Raw genomic sequence first — 22,861 nt, 5'->3', positions numbered from 1 at the left:
AATTTTAAACTGATGAGATCTCAAGCTAATTTTCGAAATATAAGCCGCTGGCTAATGTCTTTGGTCATGTTATCGATGTTCATGTCCTGTAAAGATGAATTCGGTCGCTTGCTACCGGATAATGAGGGTAAACAAGATACCGTGGACCTGGTGTATGGTAAGCCTAAAGTGCTCATGCTCATTGTGGATGGAGCAAGAGGAGAATCGGTTCGAACGGCAAATATTCCAACGATGAATGGTTTGCTCAACCATTCGATTTATTCATGGGTTTCGTTAAGCGAGGAACATGACGATGCAACTGCTACTGGCGCTGATTTATCCAGTATTATCACCGGGGTAAGCCAAAATAAACATTTGGTCATTGGTGATAATTTTAAGAACAATAATTTTCAGACCTTTCCGACAGTCTATACAAGGGTCGCTTCAAATATGAAAAACCCTGAATTTAAGGTGTATAGCAGTTCTAAACTATTTGTTGATCATCTAACTCCTGTTGCGGTAGCTAAATTGGAGAGTACAGACGAAGAGGTTGTCAATGGTATTAAGGAGGGTTTAAAGCAACCAGAGTTAACAATGCTAACTGCACATTTTACAGCGATTGATAAAGCAGGAAAGGCTAGCGCTTATGACAATAGCAGTGCTGTTTATAAAGCTGCCATAGAAAATTTCGATAAGCAGGTAGGGGAAGTTATTAAGGCGTTGGAGCAACGTCCCGCTTTTAAAAAAGAGAATTGGTTGGTAATCATCACTTCAAGTAAAGGGGGGCCGTTTGAAATTCCTCCGACGCAGAATGACAATACAATCTTTAGCAACCCAAATGTTAATACCTTTACTATTTTCTACTCGCCGAAATATAATTCAAGGTATATCAATAAACCTTATTTGGGCAGTCGCTTTTCGGGAGATTTTTTAAGGTTTAAAGGCGGTATTTACGCAGAGTTGACCGAAGGGGATAATCCTGTTTTTGATCTCGGCGATAATGAGGAATTTACCATTGAATTAAAAGTTAAGAAGAATAAAGGACCAAATAATACCTATAAATTTCCCAATTATCCATCTTTTATTGGTAAACGAGAGAAATGGGAATCAGGCGCGCCGACAAATGGATGGATCATGGCTTTCAAAGACGATTATTGGATGTTCAATGGTCGCGGTCCGAATGGAAGTGGTGAGGTAAATGGCCCGAAATTGAACAACGCAACATGGAATAATGTAACAATAGTCGGAGCATTGACAAGTGACGGTAAACGCATAGTTAAAACCTATACAAATGGTCTCCCCGGCAATGAGATGGACATTAGTTCATGGGGTTCAATTAGTAGTCCAGCAAAATTTAGGTTGGGACTGTTAAATGGGGGAAGCAATTGGAACGAAGGCGATTACTACTTGGCTGATGTTCGATTTTGGAAAGTAGCATTGCCCCTGGCAGTTATTACGCAATATAATTGCCAAGTAGGAGTAAGTGAAGAACATCCCTATTACCCAAATCTTGCGGCCAATTGGCCTATTGTGGGAACTGTTACTGATGGCGTACTTTATGATGATGGCCCCTATGGCAATACATTGAAGATTGGGGATTCCGCCTATGAAATTTCTAAACTGAATGATTTCCTTTGCGCTCCTTCTGTTGAAACAATAAGTACGTTAGTGCCGAAAAATACCGATATAACTGCCCAGATATTTAGCTGGTTGCAGATTGCTAGACAGGAGAATTGGCAACTAGATGGACGAGTTTGGGTAGACAAATAATCTTAAAAAAGCTAATATGAAAAGACTATTTTATTATATAACGATAATTTTGGGCTGTAGTCAATTTTTGGCTTGTTCAAAAGATAATCTAGAAGTGTTTAATTTACAAGGAGGGGCTCCTGTTCAAGTTATCGCAGAAGGTGAGGGAAAAGATCTGATCAAAACAAATGATTATGTACAGGTTCCGATGAAAGTGAAATTGAGTAGTCCAGCATCCCAAACTTTTGATGTTGAGCTTCAATTGAATACCGATACAGTTACCAAATTAATCGAATCGGGAACACTAAAAGAGGTGGTTACACTTCCGAATTCAGCATTTTCTTTTCCCAATGTAGTGAAGTTTCAATATGGTGCAGATACCACCTCTTTTTTGTTAACGATTTCGCGAACAGAAATCGAACGTGTTTACGGTAAGAAGTTCGCACTGTCGTATAAGTTGTCTAATCCAGGAAAAGGTAATCAGTTGGGAAATCCAAATAGCATAATTATAACGATGGACTCAAAGGATCTGCTGACTGTGCAAGATATCCATTATCTTTCGATAACAAATTCACCTGGCAATATTATCCTGGCAAGTGATCATAATAATTACAATACAACACCTTCTGGAATTGAAATACCGATCGGTGTTTCGTTAGCGTCCTTTCCTAGTAAATTTTTTTATGTTGAAGTGCGAGGAACAACTGATTCAATTTCAAATTGGATAACGAAGAAAAAGGTGCCTGTGAACACGATCGGTTTAAAGGAGAATGAATATTCCATTCCTTCACGCGTGCAGGTTTTGGGTAATAAATCCGCAGCGGCGTTCAATATATCAATTCCTTGGGATGTTATTACCAAAAATAAAGATAAGTTTCTCGCTGTAACGGTCTACTTGAAGGACCCGACGCTGCATGTGATCAATCCTCAGAAAAATTATACTACGATTTTGATTGATTGTGCAAAGGTTGTCGAATTCGATGTAACGGGGGAAGCAACTCTAACGGTAAATCGCGATAATAATGGTGGTGCAAATGCAGGTGAGGGGAGTCTCAAGCTGGTGGATGATCTGACGAGTACAAAATTCTTGCAGAGCGCATTTACAGGTGATCTGCAGTGCACGCTTACATTTACCAGAACCCTGAAGATTGGAGCATATACACTTACATCTGGAAATGATGCTATAGAACGTGATCCAAAAAGCTGGTTTCTTGAGGCGTCTTTAGATGGTATAAATTGGGTCACTATTGATACAAGAGTAAATGAAAGTTTCCCAAATAGAATTCAAACAAGACGATTTAATGTGCAAAAACCAGGTAATTATAAATTTTATCGTCTAAATATTACAGAAAACGTTGGAAGTAGTTTATTCCAATGTTCTGAATGGAGGATGATTGAATTTTTATAGACGGGCGGTAACTTATGGTATTACAACGATGAATTTATGAAGATGAAATTAGTAAGATATAACTTTTATATACTTTTACTGTTTACCTTATTAGGTTGCAGTAAAGAAAAGGAAGTGGTTGTTGACAAACCTCAGCTTCCCAATCCGGTTTCTGCTTTTTCTATTAAGCAGGTTGCGAAGGATGACCCATTTACTTTTGAATTTACAAATCAGTCAAAAGACTATACTGAAACACGTTGGAGCTTTGGTGATGATAGCACCTCTTCGAAAACTTCGCCGCAACATACTTTTTTAGGGACGGGTGATTTCACTGTAAGACTTAAAGTGCTCAATGAAAATGGCGATTGGGCTCAACGGGAGGAGGTCATTAAAATTGATGCGGAGAAGCTAATTCGATTCAATGCGACAAAGAACGGAACAGGAAAGTTGATCCTAAGTTATGCTAGTGATATTGCAGTTAAAGGAGTCATTTGGTCAAAGATGACTGATAAAGATAAATATGAGCAAGTTTCTGATAAGGAGAAAGCCGATATTTCGATTGAGGTGGGGAAATTCGAAACCTACCAGCTAAATGTAAAAACTCCTAAAGGATCTCAAATCGTCGTTATCAAGATGCTTACCGATCTAGGCATTATAAAAGACTGGACAAATATTGATAATACCTTTCGAATCTCTCAAGACAACTCGAGCGGCCCTGACGCAGGTGAAGGATCGAAGAAGTTAATAGATGGTGATAACAAGACGAAACTATTTATTGGTGGATATCAACCTGGAATGTATTGGCAATTTGTATTCTATCAACCACAAACCATTAATGGTTATACCATAACAACAGGAAACGACTCTCCAGAACGAGATCCCAAAGATTGGGAAATACAGGCCTCTGAAAATGGAGATACTTGGGTAACATTGGGCACTGTCACGGGGTATAGTTTTGGAAATACTCCGGCTGATAGAAATAAATCGGTCAATTTCACCTTTACGAATTCAAAACCTTACACCCATTATCGGTATGTTGTGAAATCAGTCTCCTCTGGATCAAATTTCCAAATGAGCGAATTTAGGCTTTTGGAACTACCTCAGTAGACACTAAAGAACGACATCAGCACGCTAGTTAGCGAAAAGAGGGTGATTGGCTCAAAAAGTAGCCGTAAGATATTCGCTTGAAAGAGGAATATTCTACGGTTATTTTTATGTTGGGTAGGATACGATCTACTCTTTTTTTGTAACCATCTTGTGAAAAATACCTTGCCATCTTCTATATTTAATTATCTTACTTATATTTACTAATACGTTTTAGCTTTTTTGCTAGTGCTATCAACCAAATACATAATTTATGTTTAATATTAAAAAACTAACAGGTAGTATTCTTTTTCTATTCGCGACGCATGCTGGAATGGCGCAACAAACCTCGCCTGTTGATTTCGTGAACCCTTTGATTGGTACTGAATCGAAGTATGAATTGTCTAATGGCAATACTTATCCTGCAATAGCTCGTCCTTGGGGTATGAATTTTTGGACCCCGCAGACTGGAAATATGGGCGATGGCTGGGTATATACTTACACGGCAGATAAAATTAAAGGATTTAAGCAAACCCACCAGCCAAGCCCCTGGAACAATGATTATGGTCAGTTTTCAATCATGCCAATAACAGGTACACCGCAATTTGATCAAGAAAAACGGGCGAGCTGGTTTTCGCATAAAGCTGAAATTGCCAAACCTTATTATTATAGCGTTTACCTTGCAGATCACGATGTGACAACAGAATTGTCGCCATCACAACGGGCAGCGATCTTTCAGTTCACCTTCCCCAAAACAGACAGTGCTTATGTTATTATTGATGCATTTGATAAGGGGTCTTATATTAAAGTAATTCCGCAGGAAAATAAGATTATCGGGTATTCAACAAAAAATAGCGGTGGTGTTCCAGAGAATTTCAAGAATTACTTCGTCATTACTTTCGATAGACCATTCTCCTACAAAGCTGCTGTTAAAAGCGGAGCGATAAGTAAAGACGAATTGGAAATTCAGGATAATCACGCTGGAGCAGTCGTTGGTTTCTCTCCCTTGAAAAGAGGGGAGAAGGTCACCGCCCGTATTGCTTCTTCCTTTATAAGTTTTGAGCAGGCAGAAATTAACCTGAAGGAGGTTAAATCGAAAACATTTCAACAGGTTGTTGACGAAGGTAAAGCACAGTGGAACGAAATCCTCGGACGTGTACAGGTTGAAGATCCTAATATTGACCGATTACGTACATTTTATTCCAGCCTCTATCGTTCAACACTTTTTCCAAGGGACTTTTCTGAAATTGATGGAACAGGCAAGCGTATACACTATAGCCCTTACAATGGGCAGGTCCTGCCTGGCGAAATGTTTACGGATACAGGCTTTTGGGACACCTTTAGAAGTTTGTTTCCCCTGTTGAATTTATTGTATCCGTCGATGAATGATCGGATGCAGGAAGGTTTGGTGAATGCGTATAAAGAGAGTGGTTACCTTCCGGAGTGGGCCTCGCCAGGACATCGTGCATCGATGATTGGAAACAATTCCGCTTCTATTGTAGCAGATGCCTTGATTACTGATCGCAAAGGCTATGATAAAGACCTGTTATGGGAAGCGCTTAAGCATGGGGCCAATAGTGCCTATCCGAAACACTCTTCGACGGGACGCTTCGGTTATGAATATTATAATAAATTGGGCTATATACCTGCTGATGTAAAAGTAGACCAAAATGTAGCACGTTCACTGGAATATGCATACAATGACTGGTGTATTTATGAATTTGGCAAAGCACTGGGCAAACCGGAAGCTGAAACAGCTATTTATGCAACACGCGCGATGAACTATAAAAATCTGTTTGACCCAAGTACAAAACTTATGCGTGGAAAAAAAGCAGACGGATCGTTCGTCTCAGATTTTGATCCAAGTGCCTGGTCGCGCGAATACACAGAAGGAAATGCTTGGCATTGGAGTTTTTGCGTGTTCCATGACCCTCAGGGTTTAATTAATTTGATGGGTGGTAATAAATCTTTTGCTTCCATGTTGGATACGGTGTTTGTTATTCCGAGTTATGAGGGTATGAAAAGTCGCGGAATGATCCATGAAATGCGTGAAATGCAGGTGATGAATATGGGGCAGTATGCGCATGGAAATCAGCCTATCCAACATATGCCCTATCTGTATAATTATGCTGCAGAGCCCTGGAAAGCACAATATTGGGTACGCAAAATAATGGATAAACTTTATTTGCCTACACCAGATGGCTATTGTGGTGATGAAGATAATGGGCAGACTTCAGCCTGGTATGTCTTCTCTTCGCTAGGATTTTATCCTGTTTCTCCTGCCTCGGGCGAATACGTGATTGGTTCACCACAATTCGATAAGGTGACATTAAATCTTGAAAATGGGAAAAAAGTGAATATCCAAGCGAAACAGCAGGGAGCAAATCAGGTCTACGTAGATCAACTAACTTGGAATGGAAAGCCTTATAGTCATAATTATATCCGTTATAAAGATTTATTGCAGGGTGCCAAACTTGATTTCAAAATGAGCGACGCACCGAATAGAAATAGAGGTACAAAAAAAGAAGATGCTCCATATTCCTTTAGTAACGAAAAAATAAAAGGAAAATAAAGATTGAGTTCTGATAGACAATAATGAATTCAATGATGATACTTTAGTTCGAAGTAATTGTGTCGACTGTTTAATTGATCTTTTAAGGTTTATAACGGAAACCATGAACATTACTTGTTTTTTGAAAACCATGACAGCTAATTTTTTAGGCTGTCATGGTTTTTTTACACGAATAAAATAATCTTAGCTATTTAAAGTCATACCTTTGTAGTTCGAAATTTCGATATGTTAGGCAAAATATTTCATTTTTTAACACTCTTTGCATACCTTAATCTGTTGACCTATGAGTCTTTCTCCTCGGCAACCGGACAGGTGCTGCATGCAGGTGAGACTATTGTGGAGTATTTTCTGGATGATGTATTGGATTTGGAACCCATTCATTCTTCCCAAGAAGAAAAAGTACTATTGCAAGATGATTATCGTATATTTTCGCTCAATAGTCAAGTACTACCAATTTTTATTTTTGTTTTTGGAATCGTCTTTACGGCATTATGTTTCGCAAAAGATGATGAACATCCTTTTTACCGATCTAAAACCCTATGCTTACCAGGGTATTATCGCTTCCTGTCCCGTTTTAGGCCATTCTAGTTACGCTCCTCTAATTTTCTAGCGGAGGCTGCAACAGTTTAATTTTATTTCTATATATGGTATGGAAGGCCTTGGGCCGCTCTTTACACTATAGAATTGCTGTAGCTCCCATCTAACACATTCTCCTAACGACTGATTTTAAAATACCGTAGGAGGGTTTAACATTTTACATTTTTTATCGTTTATGAAGAAATTACTTTTACTGTGCCTTTTCGTGGGTATGGTTGGGATGCTGGCTTCATGCCATTCATCCAACGCTAACGCTGATCCGAAAGAAGAACTCAAAAATATCCCTGTAGTACCTTTAATGGTAATGGATACGACTGTTTATCAAGAGTATATTGCGGATGTTCAAGCCTTAAAAAACGTCGAAATTCGTTCCAAATTGAATGGGTTTTTAGATAAAATTTATGTAGACGAGGGGGCTTGGGTAAAGAAAGGCCAAATACTATTTAGGTATAATAATGAGGAATATCGTTCGGAATTAGCCAAGGCCAAAGCACAGTATGATAATGCCATTGCCGAAGCACAAAAGATTAAGCTGGAAATGGAGCGAACTCAAAAATTGGTTGACAAGAATATTGTGAGCTCTTCCGAATATAATTTATTGAAAATTCAACTAAAAGCGGCCAATTCTAAGATAGAAGAAGCCCGAGCTTTGGTTAATCAGGCACAGACAAGATTGGACTATACTGTTATACAAGCTCCTTTTGACGGCCGTATAGACCGTATCTTATTGAGAGAAGGCTCTTTATTGACCGAGGGTAGCTTAATTACGACGATCTCCGATTTAAGCAAAGTGAACGTTTATTTTGACATTTCTGAAAGGGAGTATCTGACACTTATGCGTGATAAGTTGGACGGTAAGGAAACGCAAAAATCGGTCAAGTTAATTTTGGCCAATGGTGAGCTGTATCCACACGAGGGAATTGCCCATTTGGTAGAAAGTGAATTTGAAGCCAATACTGGATCCATTGCCCTTCGAGTTCAATTTCCCAATGCCGAGCATATCCTAAAACATGGTGCAACAGGTAAGATTGCGGTGCCAATGCAGACAGGGGAACATACCTTTGTACACCAAAAATCAGTATTTGAAATTCAGGACAAGACATACGTTTATACTGTACAGGCAGATAGTACCGTAAAAATGACACCTTTTACAGCGGGCCCGCGTGTGGGGCATTATTACATCGTGGATGGAGGTTTAGATCCCAACGCCAAGATTGTCTATGAGGGGGTACAGGGACTGCGGAGTGGAATGAAGATTAATCCAAAAATGAGGAAACTGTAGGGGAGGATAAATTATGTTTGAAACATTTATAAAACGACCCATATTGTCGTTGGTTATTTCGGTGTTTATTACACTTTTAGGGTTGTTGGCCTTATTTACATTGCCCATCACACAATTTCCGGACATTGTACCACCTTCGGTAGTCGTCAATGCCAATTATACAGGTGCCAATGCTGAGGTGAGTACAAATGCCGTCGCTATTCCTTTGGAAAAAGCAATCAACGGTGTAGCTGGGATGACTTACATGAATTCAGTGTCTACCAATAACGGCAGCACGGTTATTCAAATCTTTTTTGAAGTTGGTACAGATCCAGATATTGCAGCTGTAAACGTACAGAATAGGGTAACTACTGTATTGGATGAACTCCCTGAAGAGGTCATCAAAGCAGGGGTAACCACCGAAAAAGAGGTCAACTCCATGCTGATGTATCTGAATGTTTTTACCGATGATGAAACCGCGGATGAAAGATTCATTTACAATTTCGCAGATATCAACATTCTAAAGGAACTGAAACGGATTGAAGGTGTCGGTCTCGCTCAGATTATGGGAATGCGTGATTATGCGATGCGTGTATGGGTTAAACCTGACCGTATGGCAGCTTATAATATCTCTACGGAGGATGTGGTGGCCGCATTACGAAAACAGAATATCGAGGCTGCGCCTGGACAAACCGGTATCAGTTCCGATAAAATGCGTAACATGCAACAATATGTATTGCGTTATCCAGGTAAATTCACTGAAATTGAGGAATATGCCAATATACCTATTCGAGCTACTTCAAATGGTTCTATTATCCGTATAAAAGACGTAGCAGATGTTGAATTTGGTTCATTGGATTATGAAATGGTATCCAAAACTGATGGACGTCCATCCGCATCCATCATGCTAAAGCAATTGCCGGGATCAAATGCACAAGAGGTTATTCAGCGTGTAAAAGACCGCATGGCAGAATTGAAACAAACTCAATTCCCGACTGGCATGACCTATACCATGGGTTATGATGTGTCGCGGTTTTTGGATGCCTCAATTTCTTCTGTCATCAAAACCTTATTGGAGGCGTTTCTTTTAGTTTTTATCGTTGTATTTATCTTTTTACAGGATTTTAGGGCGACTATTATACCAATTTTGGCTGTACCAGTATGTTTGATTGGGGCATTATTTTTTATGCAAATGTTAGGTTTCTCAATCAACCTGCTGACCTTATTTGCCTTGGTACTGGCCATAGGTATTGTGGTGGACAATGGAATTGTCGTCGTCGAGGCTGTATATGCAAAGATGGAAGAAGAACATCTTCAACCAATGGAGGCGACATTGGAGGCAATGAAAGAAGTCGGTGGCGCTGTAGTGGCCATTACGTTGGTGATGTCTGCCGTGTTTGTTCCAGTTGCCTTTCTTTCAGGACCGGTGGGGATATTTTATCGTCAATTTTCATTGACGCTCGCGGCTGCCATTGTTATTTCAGGTATCAACGCGTTGACATTGACGCCGGCTTTATGCGCGCTTTTCCTAAAATCGCCCCATGACCGTAAACCTTCGAATAACTGGTTGGATCGTTTCTTTAAAAAATTCAATGCCATTTATGACAAGACTGCCTTCGGCTATAAGGGAATTTTGGTAAAAACCAGTGCGCGACGTGGACTGACTCTCCTTCTACTTGGAGGATTCTTTCTAGCGACCTGGGGAAGTAGTGCCATCTTACCCTCAGGTTTTATTCCAACCGAGGATCAAGGAATGATCTATGTCGCTGTAACAACCCCACCGGGAGCAACCGTAGACCGTACAGAACGCGTTTTGGATAAAATTGACTCCGTATCACGGAAACTCGATGTTGTTGAAACCGTCTCTACGTTGTCCGGTTATAGTATCATTACAGAAGTATCCGGTGCTTCCTATGGGATGGGGATGATTAACCTTAAGCCTTGGAAAGAACGTGATCAGACCGTAGCGGATGTCATTAAAGAATTACGTGATAAGACTAAGGATTTTGCGGATGCAGAGATTGATTTTTTTCCACCGCCAACGGTGCCAGGCTTCGGTAACTCTTCAGGTTTTGAGTTGCGGCTTTTGGATCGCAGTGGTAACGAAGATCTCAATAAGACGGCTGAGGTACTGCAGAAGTTTATGGACGATATGGAGAAAAGTGAAGTCCTTCAGGATATCGGTTCCAGTTTTGATGTAAACTTCCCGCAATATATGCTGAAGGTAGACTACGATATGGCTGCAAAAAAAGGAATATCGGTGGAGAATGCCATGAATACACTGCAGACCTTAATGGGAAGTCTTTACGCGACAAATTTCATCCGTTACGGACAGATGTATAAGGTCATGGTACAGGCTGGTCCCGAATATCGCCAAAGACCAGAAGATGTATTACGCTTATATGTGAAGAATGAGACGGGTGAGATGGTACCATACAATGCCTTTATTTCGATGGAAAGAATTTATGGTCCTGAACAAATTACTCGTTACAATATGTTCAGTTCAGCAATGATTACTGGACAGTCTTCAGCTGGTTTCAGCTCCGGGCAAGCTATCGAAGAAGTCGAGAAAATTGCTTCTTCTTTGCCGCAAGGGTATAGTATCGAATGGTCGGGGATGACTCGTGAACAGAAAATCTCCGGAAATCAAGCCTTGTATATTTTTGCACTCTGTCTTCTGTTTGTTTATCTGTTGTTATGTGCACAGTATGAAAGCTTTCTGTTGCCTTTACCTGTTCTGCTCTGTCTTCCGGCAGGGATCTTTGGTGCATTTATCTTCTTGAAAGTCTTTGGATTGGAAAACAATATTTATGCGCAGGTGGCATTGGTCATGCTGATTGGTTTGCTAGGTAAGAATGCGATCCTGATTGTGGAATATGCCAATTTGAAATATAAGCAGGGAATGGATATCGTGACCGCTTCAATCGAAGGAGCTGTTGCCCGTTTGCGTCCGATATTAATGACTTCCTTTGCATTTATTGCAGGTCTAATTCCCTTGATGATGGCCAGTGGAGCAGGAGCATTGGGTAATCGAAGTATCGGTACCGCTGCGGTGGGAGGAATGCTTATCGGAACCATACTCGGAGTAATTGTCATCCCGGGATTAGTGATCTTATTTTCAAAAAAGGATAACAAGAAACAGGTCGTTAAAAAAGCTTCTTTAGTCATAGCTGCACTTATTTTATTTGGTAGTTGCTCGGTTCCCCAAAAAACGCTTCAACCGGAGAAATTAAATGTACCTACTTCCTTTTCCAACCATCTTTCGCCAGATAGTTTAAATGTAGGAAGCCGGTCTTGGAGGGAAATTTTTAAAGATCCGAAGTTGGTTTCTCTAATTGATTCTGCGCTGCAGAACAATTTAGATATTCGTCAATCCATTTTGCGGTTGGAATCTGCACAAGCTTATTTTAAACAACGGAAGGCGGCATTGGGGCCCACTGTAGAGGCTGCAGTAGAAGGAGGAATTCGGAAATATGGGCATTATACAGAATCAGGAATAGGTAATTATGATTCAAATTTTTCGGAGAACTTGAAAAGTGATGAAAAATTGCCCGAACCATTTATCCCAGATTATTTTATAGGACTTCGTTCGTCTTGGGAGATTGATCTTTGGGGAAAGTTGAAGAGTCAAAAGCAGGCCGCTTATTTTAGCTTTTTAGCTGAGCAGGAAGGCAAGCGTCTATTAGAAACGGAATTGGTATCCAATATTGCGACGGCTTATTATGAACTAATTGCTTTGGATCAAAAGATAAAAGTTTACAATCGGAATATTGAATTACATAAAAATGCACTGGAGGTTGTTGAGGTGAAAAAAGATGCCGGTTATGCGACTGAACTTTCTGTGCAACAATTTAAAGCACTATTAGCCAACTCGAAAGCTGCCAAAGAACAATTGAGCCAGGAAATAGCACTTTGGGAACATCATATCAACGGCCTGTTGGGGCGTTTTTATCAGCCTATTGTAAGAAGTACATATACCGAAAATGCAGATTTGTATCATGCAATGCGTTTTGGTACACCAGATGATCTCGTGAACCAACGCCCAGATATTAAGGCCGCTTATTTGAAAGTCATTGCTTCTTCGAATAATCAGGAAGCATCACGTTTGGCTTTTTTGCCTTCTGTTGCAATAAGTCCATTTCTCGGATTACAGAGCTTTAGCTTTAACAAGTTATTTAATTTGGATAAATCTATTGCTTATAATTTATTTGGAGGTATTACACTGCCGATATTTAATCAAAGACAGCTTAAAACACAGTATGAGATTGCGAAAGCAGATTATGGAATTGCGTTTGTAGACTATGAAAAAGCAGTTGTAAACGCTTATAACGAAGTTTCCAATGTTGTCATGACGCAAGAGGCAATCGTCAAACGACGTAGCTTTGTCGATGAACATGTTCAAGCGTTAAACCTCTCTATTGAAGCGGCACAGGAACTATTTATTGCGGGGCGGGTGACTTCTCTTGATGTCGTTACAGCACAAAAAGAGTCTCTGGAAGCCCAAATAGGAAAAGTAGAATTGGAGAAAGAGAATACTTTAAATCAGATTCTACTCTACAAAGCCTTGGGAGGAGGTTGGCAATAGGTTGCGATATAAAAAAAGAAAACTATTTTTCATGCGATAAAGAATTAACTTGTTAATTCTTGGACCCTTAACTGGGGCAGGGGAAGAGGCCGTCGTGAGACGTCCTCTTTTTTGTTGTTATTTTTATGTAGTTTAGTCTACACTATCTTGAACCGATTTTATTATGTTGCAGCGCATTTTTCTTTTTATTCTTTTCGCACATTTTAGTCTTTACCTATCTGCACAAGTGGCTTCCGATAGCACCCGGGTTTTGCAACGATTGGAATATCTGATGGAAAATCAGAAAATTTACATCAAGAACCGTGAAGATAAATTGGAGAAATTAAAACAGGAGGCAAAAGCATTAGAAGGCAATCCCGTTCAATTTTTGAAGAAGAACTACGAAATCTTTGAAAATTATAAGAAGTTTGATTCTGACGCAGCGCTTACTTATATTTTACTGTGTCAAAAGCTCGCTCCACCGCTTAATGACTCCCTACAGGCAGTGATTCATCTCGATTTGGCCTGGGTGTATTCCACCATCGGAAGGTATATAGAAGCTTCACAATTGTTGAAGCAAGTCGATCCCGCTCATCTAGGTAGGGATCTTCTCGCCAAGTATTACGATACCTACAGCTCGTTCTATAGTCATTATGGTCAGAGCAATAATCGACCAGAATATTATCAGGCAAGTGAAAAATATCGTGATTCTTTGTTAACGGTACTACCGAAGTCTTCCTTGGAATATCGTACCACCATTGCGATAAAAACGCTGTTTAACGGTAACCGGGAGGACGCTAAAAAGCAATTGTTAATCCTCTGGAATGAGAATAAAAAGGATATTGAGCAGCGCGCGCTGATCGCCTATTTTATGGGGCTCATTTATAAATATGAAAAGGATACGAAAAGCCAAATTTACTACCTTTCAATATCGGCCAGTGCAGATATTGAAATGGCAAATCGTGATAACGCATCTTTTCATGATCTGGCGCTAACATATTACGACCAACAGGATTTTGATAGAGCTTTTCAGTTTATTGAAAAAGCAATCGACGATGCGATGTTATGTAAAGTACGGTATCGCATTATTGAGGGAACCTCTTCTTATCCCATTATCAATGCCGCCTATCAGCAGAAAATCAGTAGTCAAAATCGACAATTGGTTGGACTGGTCATTATCGTTAGTATTTTATTGATCGGTGTCATTATTGGACTTATCGTTATATATAGACAGGTACAACATTTGCGACGAATACGATCAGAGTTGTCTGCCACAAATCAGCAGCTTCGCTCATTGAATAACGAAATTAACCAGACTAACCTTAAATTGTCGGAATCCAACCATATTAAAGAAGAATATATCGCCCAATTCTTTGACATGTGTTCGAGTTATATCGATAAAATGGAAGATATCAGAAAGGCATTACTGAAAAAAGCGACGAATCAGCAATGGGATGCGCTGCGGGAACAGTTAAAGTCAACGCAAATGGAAGAAAGGGAAGTGCAGCAACTTTATGTTAATTTTGATCGTATCTTTTTAAATCTATATCCAACCTTTGTTGATGAATTCAATGCACTACTTCAGGAAGAGGAGAAGATCTATCCCAAAAAGACAGAGTTGTTAAATACCGAACTTCGGATTTTCGCATTGATTCGATTAGGGATCGATGATTCTGTGAAGATTGCAAGTTTCCTGCGATACTCGCTTCGGACGGTTTATAATTACAGAACAAAAGTACGTAATAAAGCCGCGGGAAATCGTGATGCTTTCGAGGCGGCTGTATGTCAGATTGCGGTGATCGACCGGGCATAAAATGTGCTATAATACACGAAAATTAGCTATGTTAAAGACAATTGTACGCTCCTTTAGGTACTTTTTAAGGGTGTATATTTTTTATAGTCATCTTGTTTTTAGTTATTTATGTTTTTTCTTCGGTACTTTTTAAGTACTAGCTCTTTTTTCTCCGTCAAGCTGATCTTAGTTTTGTTTTGAGCAATGAAGCAGGGGAAACTCATTGCCATTTTGGAATAACCAAAAGATTAAACAATAACCAATTTTTTTATTTCATATGATTTACTTTACACGAAAAGTTGCCTTTTCAATGGGGTTAGCTTTCTTGTTTACTTTGGTGAATTTGGTGTTTGCCCAAGACCGAATTCAAGTTAGTGGACGTGTCTTGGATGCCCAAGATCAGAAACCACTCTCAGGAGTAACCATTACACAAAAAGGAAGTAATAACGCAGTCTCCAGTAACGGAGATGGACGTTTTCAGATTTCAGCTAGCACGGGCAGTATACTCCAATTTACTTTTGTTGGCTACGACAGTAAAGAACTACCTGCCAACAGTACCATGATTGTCCAATTAAATTCCTCAACCAATTTGCTGGAGGATGTTATTGTAATCGGTTATGGTAGCGTGAAAAGAAAAGATGTCACGACTGCAATCTCTTCAGTTTCCACCAAAGACTTAGAAAAGAGACCCGTTACTAATTTTGGGCAAGCCATTCAGGGTAAAGCTGCCGGGGTCACTGTTATTCAGCCGAGTGGTCAGCCAGGTGCAGCACCTCAGATACAAATTCGCGGAATAACGTCTTTTAATAGCAATACCACTCCTTTGTATGTTGTTGATGGAGTTCCTGTGGAAGATATTAAGTTCTTGTCTCCTAATGATATCACGGATATTCAAATTCTAAAGGACGCGTCATCGGCAGCGATCTACGGCTCACGTGGTTCTAACGGTGTTATCTTGGTTACGACAAAATCAGGAAAAGCCGGGGAAGCAAAAATTACACTGGGAACACAATGGACAGCCAATGTTGTCAATAACACGGTTAAAGTTTTAAATACCAGTCAATACAAAGATTTACAGGATGAAATAGGCATGATAAATCTGCCAGAGGGATTGTTGGATCAAACAGATTGGTTTAAAGAAACCTATAAGACAGGTATTCAACAAAATCATCAAATATCCGTTTCGGATGGCAATGAGAAGCTTCGTTATTATTTAGGAGGGGGGTATTTGAACGAAAAAGGAACACTACAAGGATCCTTCTTTAGACGATATAATTTTCGTGCTAATATTGATAACCAAGTCCGAAAATGGCTAAAGGTGAATGCGAATATCAATTATTCCGATAATAATGATAATGGAATTACCTCAGGATTGGGTTCTAATCGTGGGGGGGTAGTTACATCGGTGATTACAACACCAACCTACGCGCCTGTATGGGATCCAACCAATCCGGATCGATTCTATAATAATTTCTATGGGATCAACAACATCACCAGCCCTTTGGAGAACCTAGCCCGGACAAGAAATAATAATAACCGAGAAAACCGTCTTGTCGCCACAGGAAGTGCACTGGTTTCTTTTATGCCTAATTTAACTTGGAAAACTGCGTTTTCATTGGATAGAAGATCAGGTGTGATGACGACCTTTTTGGACCCTTGGACAACAGCTTGGGGAAGAAACCAATTCGGGGAGGCTTCAGATATTCGTAATACAAATACCGTGTTGACTTGGGACAATTTCTTGACGTACACGAAGAGCTTTGGAAAGCATAATTTGGAAGTAATGGGCGGTTCGTCATGGACAGATTCCAAGTACTCCAGAAGCTATATCTATGGTTCAAACTATGCAAATGGAATCATTGAGACACTTAATGCGGCAAACAAAATCTCTTGGGATAGAACAGGATCCACAGCATCCAACTGGGGGATTATGTCCTATTTCGCCCGCGCAATGTATAATTATGATGGCAAGTATTTATTGACCGCAAATATGCGTGCCGATGGTTCTTCGAAGTTGAGTCCGGAACGTCGCTGGGGGTATTTCCCATCGGTTTCAGCTGCATGGAGAATCTCTTCTGAAGACTTTATGAAAGATGTAACCTGGATAAACGACTTTAAAATCCGTGGCGGATGGGGACAGACAGGTAATCAATATGGATTAGGTGATTATGCGTACCTACAGTTGAGTGGGATCCAACGTCAACAGTGGTTCGTTGAGGGAAAAGACAATTCATTGCCAAATATCAATAAACCAACAATCTTAAGAGCGAAAGATTTGACTTGGGAGACGACAAGCACAACCAGTATTGGTTTTGATATCACTATGTTGAATAATCGACTCAGCATCAGTGCAGATTATTACAACAAGGATACGAAAGATCTTTTAATGAATGCAAGTTTGCCCGCAGGACAGCAAGCAACCACAATCCAAAGAAATGGTGGAAGGTTGAATAACCATGGTTTTGAATTCGCGGTAAATTCAAAAAATCTGACCGGAAACTTGACTTGGAATACCGATTTTAATATTTCTTTTAACAGAAATAAACTGAAACAACTGGATCTACAACAAGTGTACTACGATGTAAAGACAAACGATTATGTCAATGATTTTGTCGTGAAGAATGAGCCAGGAAGATCACTTGCAGGATTCTTCGGTTATATCTCTGATGGTGTAAACCCTGAAACCGGCGAACTCATGTACCGCGACTTGAATGGCGATGGAAAGATTTCATCGAGCGACCGCACATATATCGGTAATCCTCTTCCAAAGTTTGTCTATGGTATGACAAACAGCTTCTCCTGGAAAAATTTCGACCTCAGTATATTTATTCAGGGAACTTACGGAAACGATATCTTCAATGCGAGCCGCATGGAAACAGAGGGGATGTATGATGGTCGAAATCAAACTACTGTTGTATTGGATCGTTGGCGGGTACCGGGACAGATTACCAACGTTCCGAAAGCTGGGTTTGACATGAAGAATTCAACCTATTTTGTTGAGGATGGTAGTTATTTGCGGATGAAAAATGTTTCCTTGGGCTATTCCATTTCTCCGGAGAGACTGAAACGTATTGGTATCCATAAAATTCAGCCTTATCTATCTGTAAGTAATCTATTTACCTTGACTAAATATTCAGGTATGGATCCCGAAGTAAACCAGTATTCCGGTGGATCTGATTCCAGAATCCAGGGTATTGATTGGGGGACCTATCCACAGAATCGTTCATTTGTTTTAGGTCTTAATATTGAGTTTTAATTGTCTGTATCATGAAAAAATATATAAGTAACGCTCTTTCTTTGCTAACCGGCTCTTTGTTTTTATTTTCTTGCTCTTTGAACCGTGATCCACTTTCGGATTATTCAGATGTCAGTCAAGGGAAGACAGAGACAGGAACGCAGGTCGTTTTCAAGAATAAAGCCGAAGTTGAAACTTACTTGGCGGGGATCTACCAACAGATGAAAGATAGGCAGGAACATTGGTACCTCGACCTCCTCTTGATTGGCGATTCCCACGCCGATAATTCCTATGCGGGAACAACCGGCGCGGAAGTTGTACCTTTTGAAAATAATTCTATTGAAGGGTCTAATTCTGTGGTTGACCGGGATTGGGGAAGATATCTGGAAGATGTTGGACGTGCAAATCGATTGATCATTTATGTGGATAGTGTCGCTGATAAATCGGTGAGCGATACAGAAATTAGGACTTATAAAGCACAAGCGAAACTATTCAGAGCATTGGCGATGTTTGATATGGTCCGTATATTTGGATCTATCCCTGTCATTACCACAATTGCACCCGATATTACCGGTGATAATGTCAATGAAGTTTATCCGCAGTATTTCCCTAAACAAGCTACCGAAGAAGAAGCCTATAAGCAGATCGAAAAAGATTTGATGGATGGATTGGCAGATGCGCCGGCCAACAATAACGGAAATAAGACTTTATTTACTAAATCCGTAGCGCGAGCTATGCTGGCAAAGATCTATGCCGAAAAACCAATTCGCGATTATGCTAAAGTCATCCAATTTGTTGATGCATTGACTGGGGATGGCTTTGATCTGAATACCAATTACTCGGATTTATATGCGATGAATGCAAGCAGCACAGATCTTGCACAACGGAATACGAAAGAATCGATTTTGGAAGCACAGTTCACTGCAGGTGGAGGCAATTGGGTGACTTGGATGTTTGGAAGGGATTTGTCCAATTATGATAATAACTTCACATGGGCAAAATGGATAACCCCATCACGGGATTTGATACAAGCATATACGAATGAAGGGGATCAGATTCGTTTGGGGCAATCTATCGTCTATTATTCCACTACTTGGAGCAACTATTATCCTTCAAATCATTATCCATTCATGTTTAAATTGCGGTCTGCATTTAATAGTATTGTCAAGCTTCGTTACGCAGATCTTTTATTGCTCAAGGCAGAAGCTTTAATTCAACAGGGATCAGATTTATCCAGCGCAGCAGACATTATTGACAAAATTCGCACACGTGTTAAATTACCAAAATTGTCAGCTGCGATACGTTCAAATAAGGATGCTTTATTAGATGCTTATCTGAAAGAACGTCGTCTTGAATTAGCCTTCGAAGGACAACGCTGGTTCGATCTCGTGCGCTTAGATAAGGTGGAATCTGTCATGAATGCGGTCTATGCAAAAGACGCTGGAAGAAAGCCACAGGTGTATCCATTTACGAAAAACTCTTATCGTTTACCCGTTCCGCAACCAAAAATTGATCAGAATCCTAATCTAGTTCAGAATCCGGGGTATTAATTGATTTAACAAGTGGAATCCCCCATCTGATGGATGGAGACAAATATATTAACAGATGAAACGTAATAATAAAAAAACTATGATATATACATTCTTGTTGTCCTGTCTAGTGACGGCAACATCTTGTAACCGTGACAGCTATACACCTTCGCAAGGTGATGAAATTAAAAAAAGTGGTGATGTTACCATTTATACGACGACAGGCAGTCGGTCTTTGGATTTTGGAAAGCGCTTTGTTGATTTCAGCTCCAAATTTAATATGTCGCCCAATACAATTACGCTAGATCCTACTAAGAAATTCCAGACGATGGACGGCTTCGGTGCAGCCATCACAGGCTCAACATGTTATAATTTAATGAAAATGAGTAAGGAAGATCGGACAAAATTCCTTACAGAGACTTTTTCAGATAAAGATGGAATGGGAATGAACTATATCCGTATTGCTATTGGATGTTCCGACTTCTCGTTGAGTGAATATACCTGTTGGGACAAAGAAGGAAAGGCAAATTTTGGATTGCAGTCTGAAGAGATCCAATATATCATTCCGGTGCTGAAAGAAATACTTGCTATCAATCCATCCATAAAAATCATGGGCTCCCCATGGACTCCACCGAAATGGATGAAAGTTAACAACCTAACTGATTTAAAGCCCTTTGATTCATGGACCAGTGGTCAGTTAAATCCAAAATATTACCAGGATTATGGTTGGTATTTCGTTCAATGGATCCAGGCAATGAAGAAAGAAGGCATTAATATTTATTCGATTACTGTTCAAAATGAACCATTGAATAGAAAAAATTCCGCTTCGCTTTATATGTCATGGCAGGAACAACAGGCTTTTGTCAAACAAGCGCTAGGCCCGCAATTAAAAGCGGCTAACTTATCAACAAAGATCTATGCATTTGATCATAATTATAACTATGATAATATTGCCGATCAGTCTAATTACCCAGTAAAGATTTATAACGATGCCGGAGCAGCGTCATTCTTCGCCGGAGCGGCGTACCATAATTATGGTGGGGATAAAGCTGAACTTATCGATATTCATAATCAACGCCCAGACAAGGAACTGGTATTTACGGAAACATCAATTGGGGAGTGGAATGATGGACGCAATCTTGAAAAACGTTTGATGGAGGATATGCGTGAAGTGGCTCTCGGTACAGTGAACAATTGGAGTAAGGGTGTTATTGTATGGAACCTGATGCTTGATACTGACAAAGGGCCAAATCGCGAAGGTGGCTGTCAGACATGTTATGGCGCCGTGGATATTAGTAAGGCAAATTATAAGAATATAACGCGCAATTCGCACTACTATATTGTTGGTCATCTTTCTTCGGTTGTCAAATCAGGAGCCTCGCGGATTGGTACTTCTGGGTATACAGCAGAAGGGCTAGTTTATACAGCCTTTCAAAATACAGATGGGACCTACGCTGTTGTTCTGTTAAACGAGTCGGGAGATAGCCGTAAAATTACCGTCGCAGACGGTAAACATCATTTTAGCTATGATGTGCCAGCTAAGTCGGTTGTTTCTTACCGTTGGACCTATTAACTGGAGGATGATAAACCCTAAGCGCTATCACATTGATAGCGCATAAATTATGAACAAATGAAAAGATATCTCATCAATATACTATTGGGAACTGCTGCTATTACTGCAGTTAGTTCCTGTAAAAAGGATGAAAAATATACCTATCAAATAGGGGATCCTAAAATCGAATTGAAATCGCCTATCTCGGCTGCAAATTTTGGGGATAGTCTCGAGTTTCAGGTCCATGTGTCGGATAGTGAAGTTGCGCTGTCTACTGTTAAAGCACAATTGTATTTTACAGATGACAAGGTAACAGAAACCGTTATCCGTACCAAACAAAATGGAGACTATGCTGGAAAGATTTATGTTCCGTTCCTGAAAGATATTCCCGATGGAAAAGCAACCCTTAAGTTTGTCTTACAGAATATTAGCCAAAAAATAACGGAACAATCTTTTGATATTAACCTGAGCAGACCCGACTTTCCATATTTGACTTTAGTCACAGAATCCAAATCCTATCGCATGGAAAAAGTAGGGCGCAACCAATATGCGGCAAAAGAAAATTTTGCAGCTGAGGTAAAAGGCTATATTCAAGCGCCAAAAGTAGGTACACAAGGCAATGCGATGAACTTTGGATGGGTCAATAATGTTATTAACTTGGGGTCTACCGCTGAAATTCCTTTTTCAAATTCGACTTCTGGCGTATATCCAATTCAATTTAATACATTGACATTTCAGGCATCTCCATTTATTGTTGTACTGCTAAATGGATCGCAGTTCAGTCGACTGGATGATAAACATGCTAAAGTTGAAATCGAGCTGGCGCAAGGGAAAACGACGACTTTTGAAGGGATTGCGGATCTGCAAGATTGGTGGATCGATCCAGATTTCTTTACCAAAGCGGCCGATGGCACCCTATCCTTTAAAGGAGCGACAGGGAAATATCGTGTTACCGCAGACTTTAACTTAAAATACTTTGTGGTTGAGGCGATGACGGGCAATGATTTGGCAAAATTACAAGATGATGGATCTGGGGCTGTCTGGATTATTGGTGAAGGAATTGGAAAGCCTAAAGTATCCAGTAACCAGGTGGGCTGGAACACGGATAAAGCGCTTTGTCTGGTTCCACTAGGTAACAAGAAATACCAGATAACTGTTAAGGCAGGAGAGTCTATAAATTCTGATAACATCAACTTCAAATTTTTCCATCAAAAAGGATGGGGAGGTGAATTTGGGGGTACAGATGTGACAACCTCAAATGATATTGTCTTTGTCGGGGATGGCAAGAATGGTCGTGATTCAGGCAATCTGGGCATCAAAACGGGTAAAGTTTTAGAGTCAGGTAAAACCTATGTTTTTACACTGGATTTAACTGCCGGCAATAAGAAAGCGGTTTTGACGGTTACGTCAAAATAATTAAAATTGAGTTTTATAAGTCCTAGGTAGTAGTCTGCCTAGGACTTTTTCTTTTAAATAGCATTTGTTTATTCCAAGATTCATTTGTTATATTTGCCCAAACTCAAGATGAATCAGCATGAGCTCGATTTGGTAAGTTTACAAG

Annotated in this window: 12 protein-coding genes; all 12 read left to right on the top strand. The window is 40.0% G+C overall.

Annotated elements, in window-relative coordinates:
* The first annotated feature begins 12 nt into the window (after positions 1 to 12).
* The 12 genes from GVK91_RS23235 to GVK91_RS23180 all read left to right on the top strand — a co-directional run bounded on the left by GVK91_RS23235 (position 13) and on the right by GVK91_RS23180 (position 22,716).
* Positions 13 to 1,749, top strand: a complete 1,737-nt coding sequence (locus GVK91_RS23235) for an alkaline phosphatase family protein (protein WP_159731485.1) — start codon at positions 13 to 15, stop codon at positions 1,747 to 1,749.
* A 16-nt stretch (positions 1,750 to 1,765) separates the two neighbouring features.
* On the top strand, positions 1,766 to 3,136 hold the full coding sequence (locus tag GVK91_RS23230; RefSeq protein ID WP_153844833.1) for a DUF1735 domain-containing protein: 1,371 nt from the start codon (positions 1,766 to 1,768) through the stop codon (positions 3,134 to 3,136).
* 42 nt (positions 3,137 to 3,178) lie between these two features.
* Entirely contained in the window at positions 3,179 to 4,222 is a 1,044-nt protein-coding gene (locus tag GVK91_RS23225) for a PKD domain-containing protein (protein ID WP_159731483.1), read from the top strand.
* Between the two features lie 250 nt (positions 4,223 to 4,472).
* A complete protein-coding gene (locus GVK91_RS23220) occupies positions 4,473 to 6,770 on the top strand; it encodes a GH92 family glycosyl hydrolase (RefSeq protein ID WP_153844835.1) in 2,298 nt (765 codons plus the stop codon).
* A 225-nt stretch (positions 6,771 to 6,995) separates the two neighbouring features.
* Positions 6,996 to 7,358 carry a hypothetical protein gene (locus tag GVK91_RS23215; protein ID WP_070561742.1) on the top strand — a complete coding sequence of 121 codons (363 nt, stop codon included), beginning with the start codon at positions 6,996 to 6,998 and terminating at the stop codon, positions 7,356 to 7,358.
* A gap of 184 nt (positions 7,359 to 7,542) precedes the next feature.
* The gene (locus GVK91_RS23210; RefSeq protein ID WP_153844836.1) at positions 7,543 to 8,649 is read left to right on the top strand and encodes an efflux RND transporter periplasmic adaptor subunit; all 1,107 of its coding nucleotides are present in this window, start codon (positions 7,543 to 7,545) and stop codon (positions 8,647 to 8,649) included.
* Between the two features lie 13 nt (positions 8,650 to 8,662).
* Positions 8,663 to 13,213, top strand: a complete 4,551-nt coding sequence (locus GVK91_RS23205) for an efflux RND transporter permease subunit (RefSeq protein ID WP_159731480.1) — start codon at positions 8,663 to 8,665, stop codon at positions 13,211 to 13,213.
* Between the two features lie 163 nt (positions 13,214 to 13,376).
* Positions 13,377 to 15,005: a DUF6377 domain-containing protein gene (locus GVK91_RS23200; protein ID WP_159731478.1), complete on the top strand. Its 1,629-nt coding sequence runs from the start codon at positions 13,377 to 13,379 to the stop codon at positions 15,003 to 15,005.
* Between the two features lie 289 nt (positions 15,006 to 15,294).
* On the top strand, positions 15,295 to 18,240 hold the full coding sequence (locus GVK91_RS23195) for a TonB-dependent receptor (RefSeq protein ID WP_235032979.1): 2,946 nt from the start codon (positions 15,295 to 15,297) through the stop codon (positions 18,238 to 18,240).
* Positions 18,241 to 18,251: 11 nt separating this feature from the next.
* On the top strand, positions 18,252 to 19,769 hold the full coding sequence (locus GVK91_RS23190) for a RagB/SusD family nutrient uptake outer membrane protein (protein WP_159731474.1): 1,518 nt from the start codon (positions 18,252 to 18,254) through the stop codon (positions 19,767 to 19,769).
* Between the two features lie 79 nt (positions 19,770 to 19,848).
* Positions 19,849 to 21,321, top strand: coding sequence for a glycoside hydrolase family 30 beta sandwich domain-containing protein (locus GVK91_RS23185; RefSeq protein WP_235032978.1), 1,473 nt, complete (start codon positions 19,849 to 19,851; stop codon positions 21,319 to 21,321).
* 57 nt (positions 21,322 to 21,378) lie between these two features.
* Positions 21,379 to 22,716 carry a DUF5125 domain-containing protein gene (locus GVK91_RS23180; protein WP_159731470.1) on the top strand — a complete coding sequence of 446 codons (1,338 nt, stop codon included), beginning with the start codon at positions 21,379 to 21,381 and terminating at the stop codon, positions 22,714 to 22,716.
* Positions 22,717 to 22,861 lie beyond the last annotated feature (145 nt).

The organism is Sphingobacterium sp. 18053, assembly GCF_902706145.1.
GTDB lineage: Bacteria > Bacteroidota > Bacteroidia > Sphingobacteriales > Sphingobacteriaceae > Sphingobacterium > Sphingobacterium paramultivorum.
Note: the sequence above shows the minus strand (reverse complement) of the source record. Positions and strands in the feature narration are given on the sequence as shown.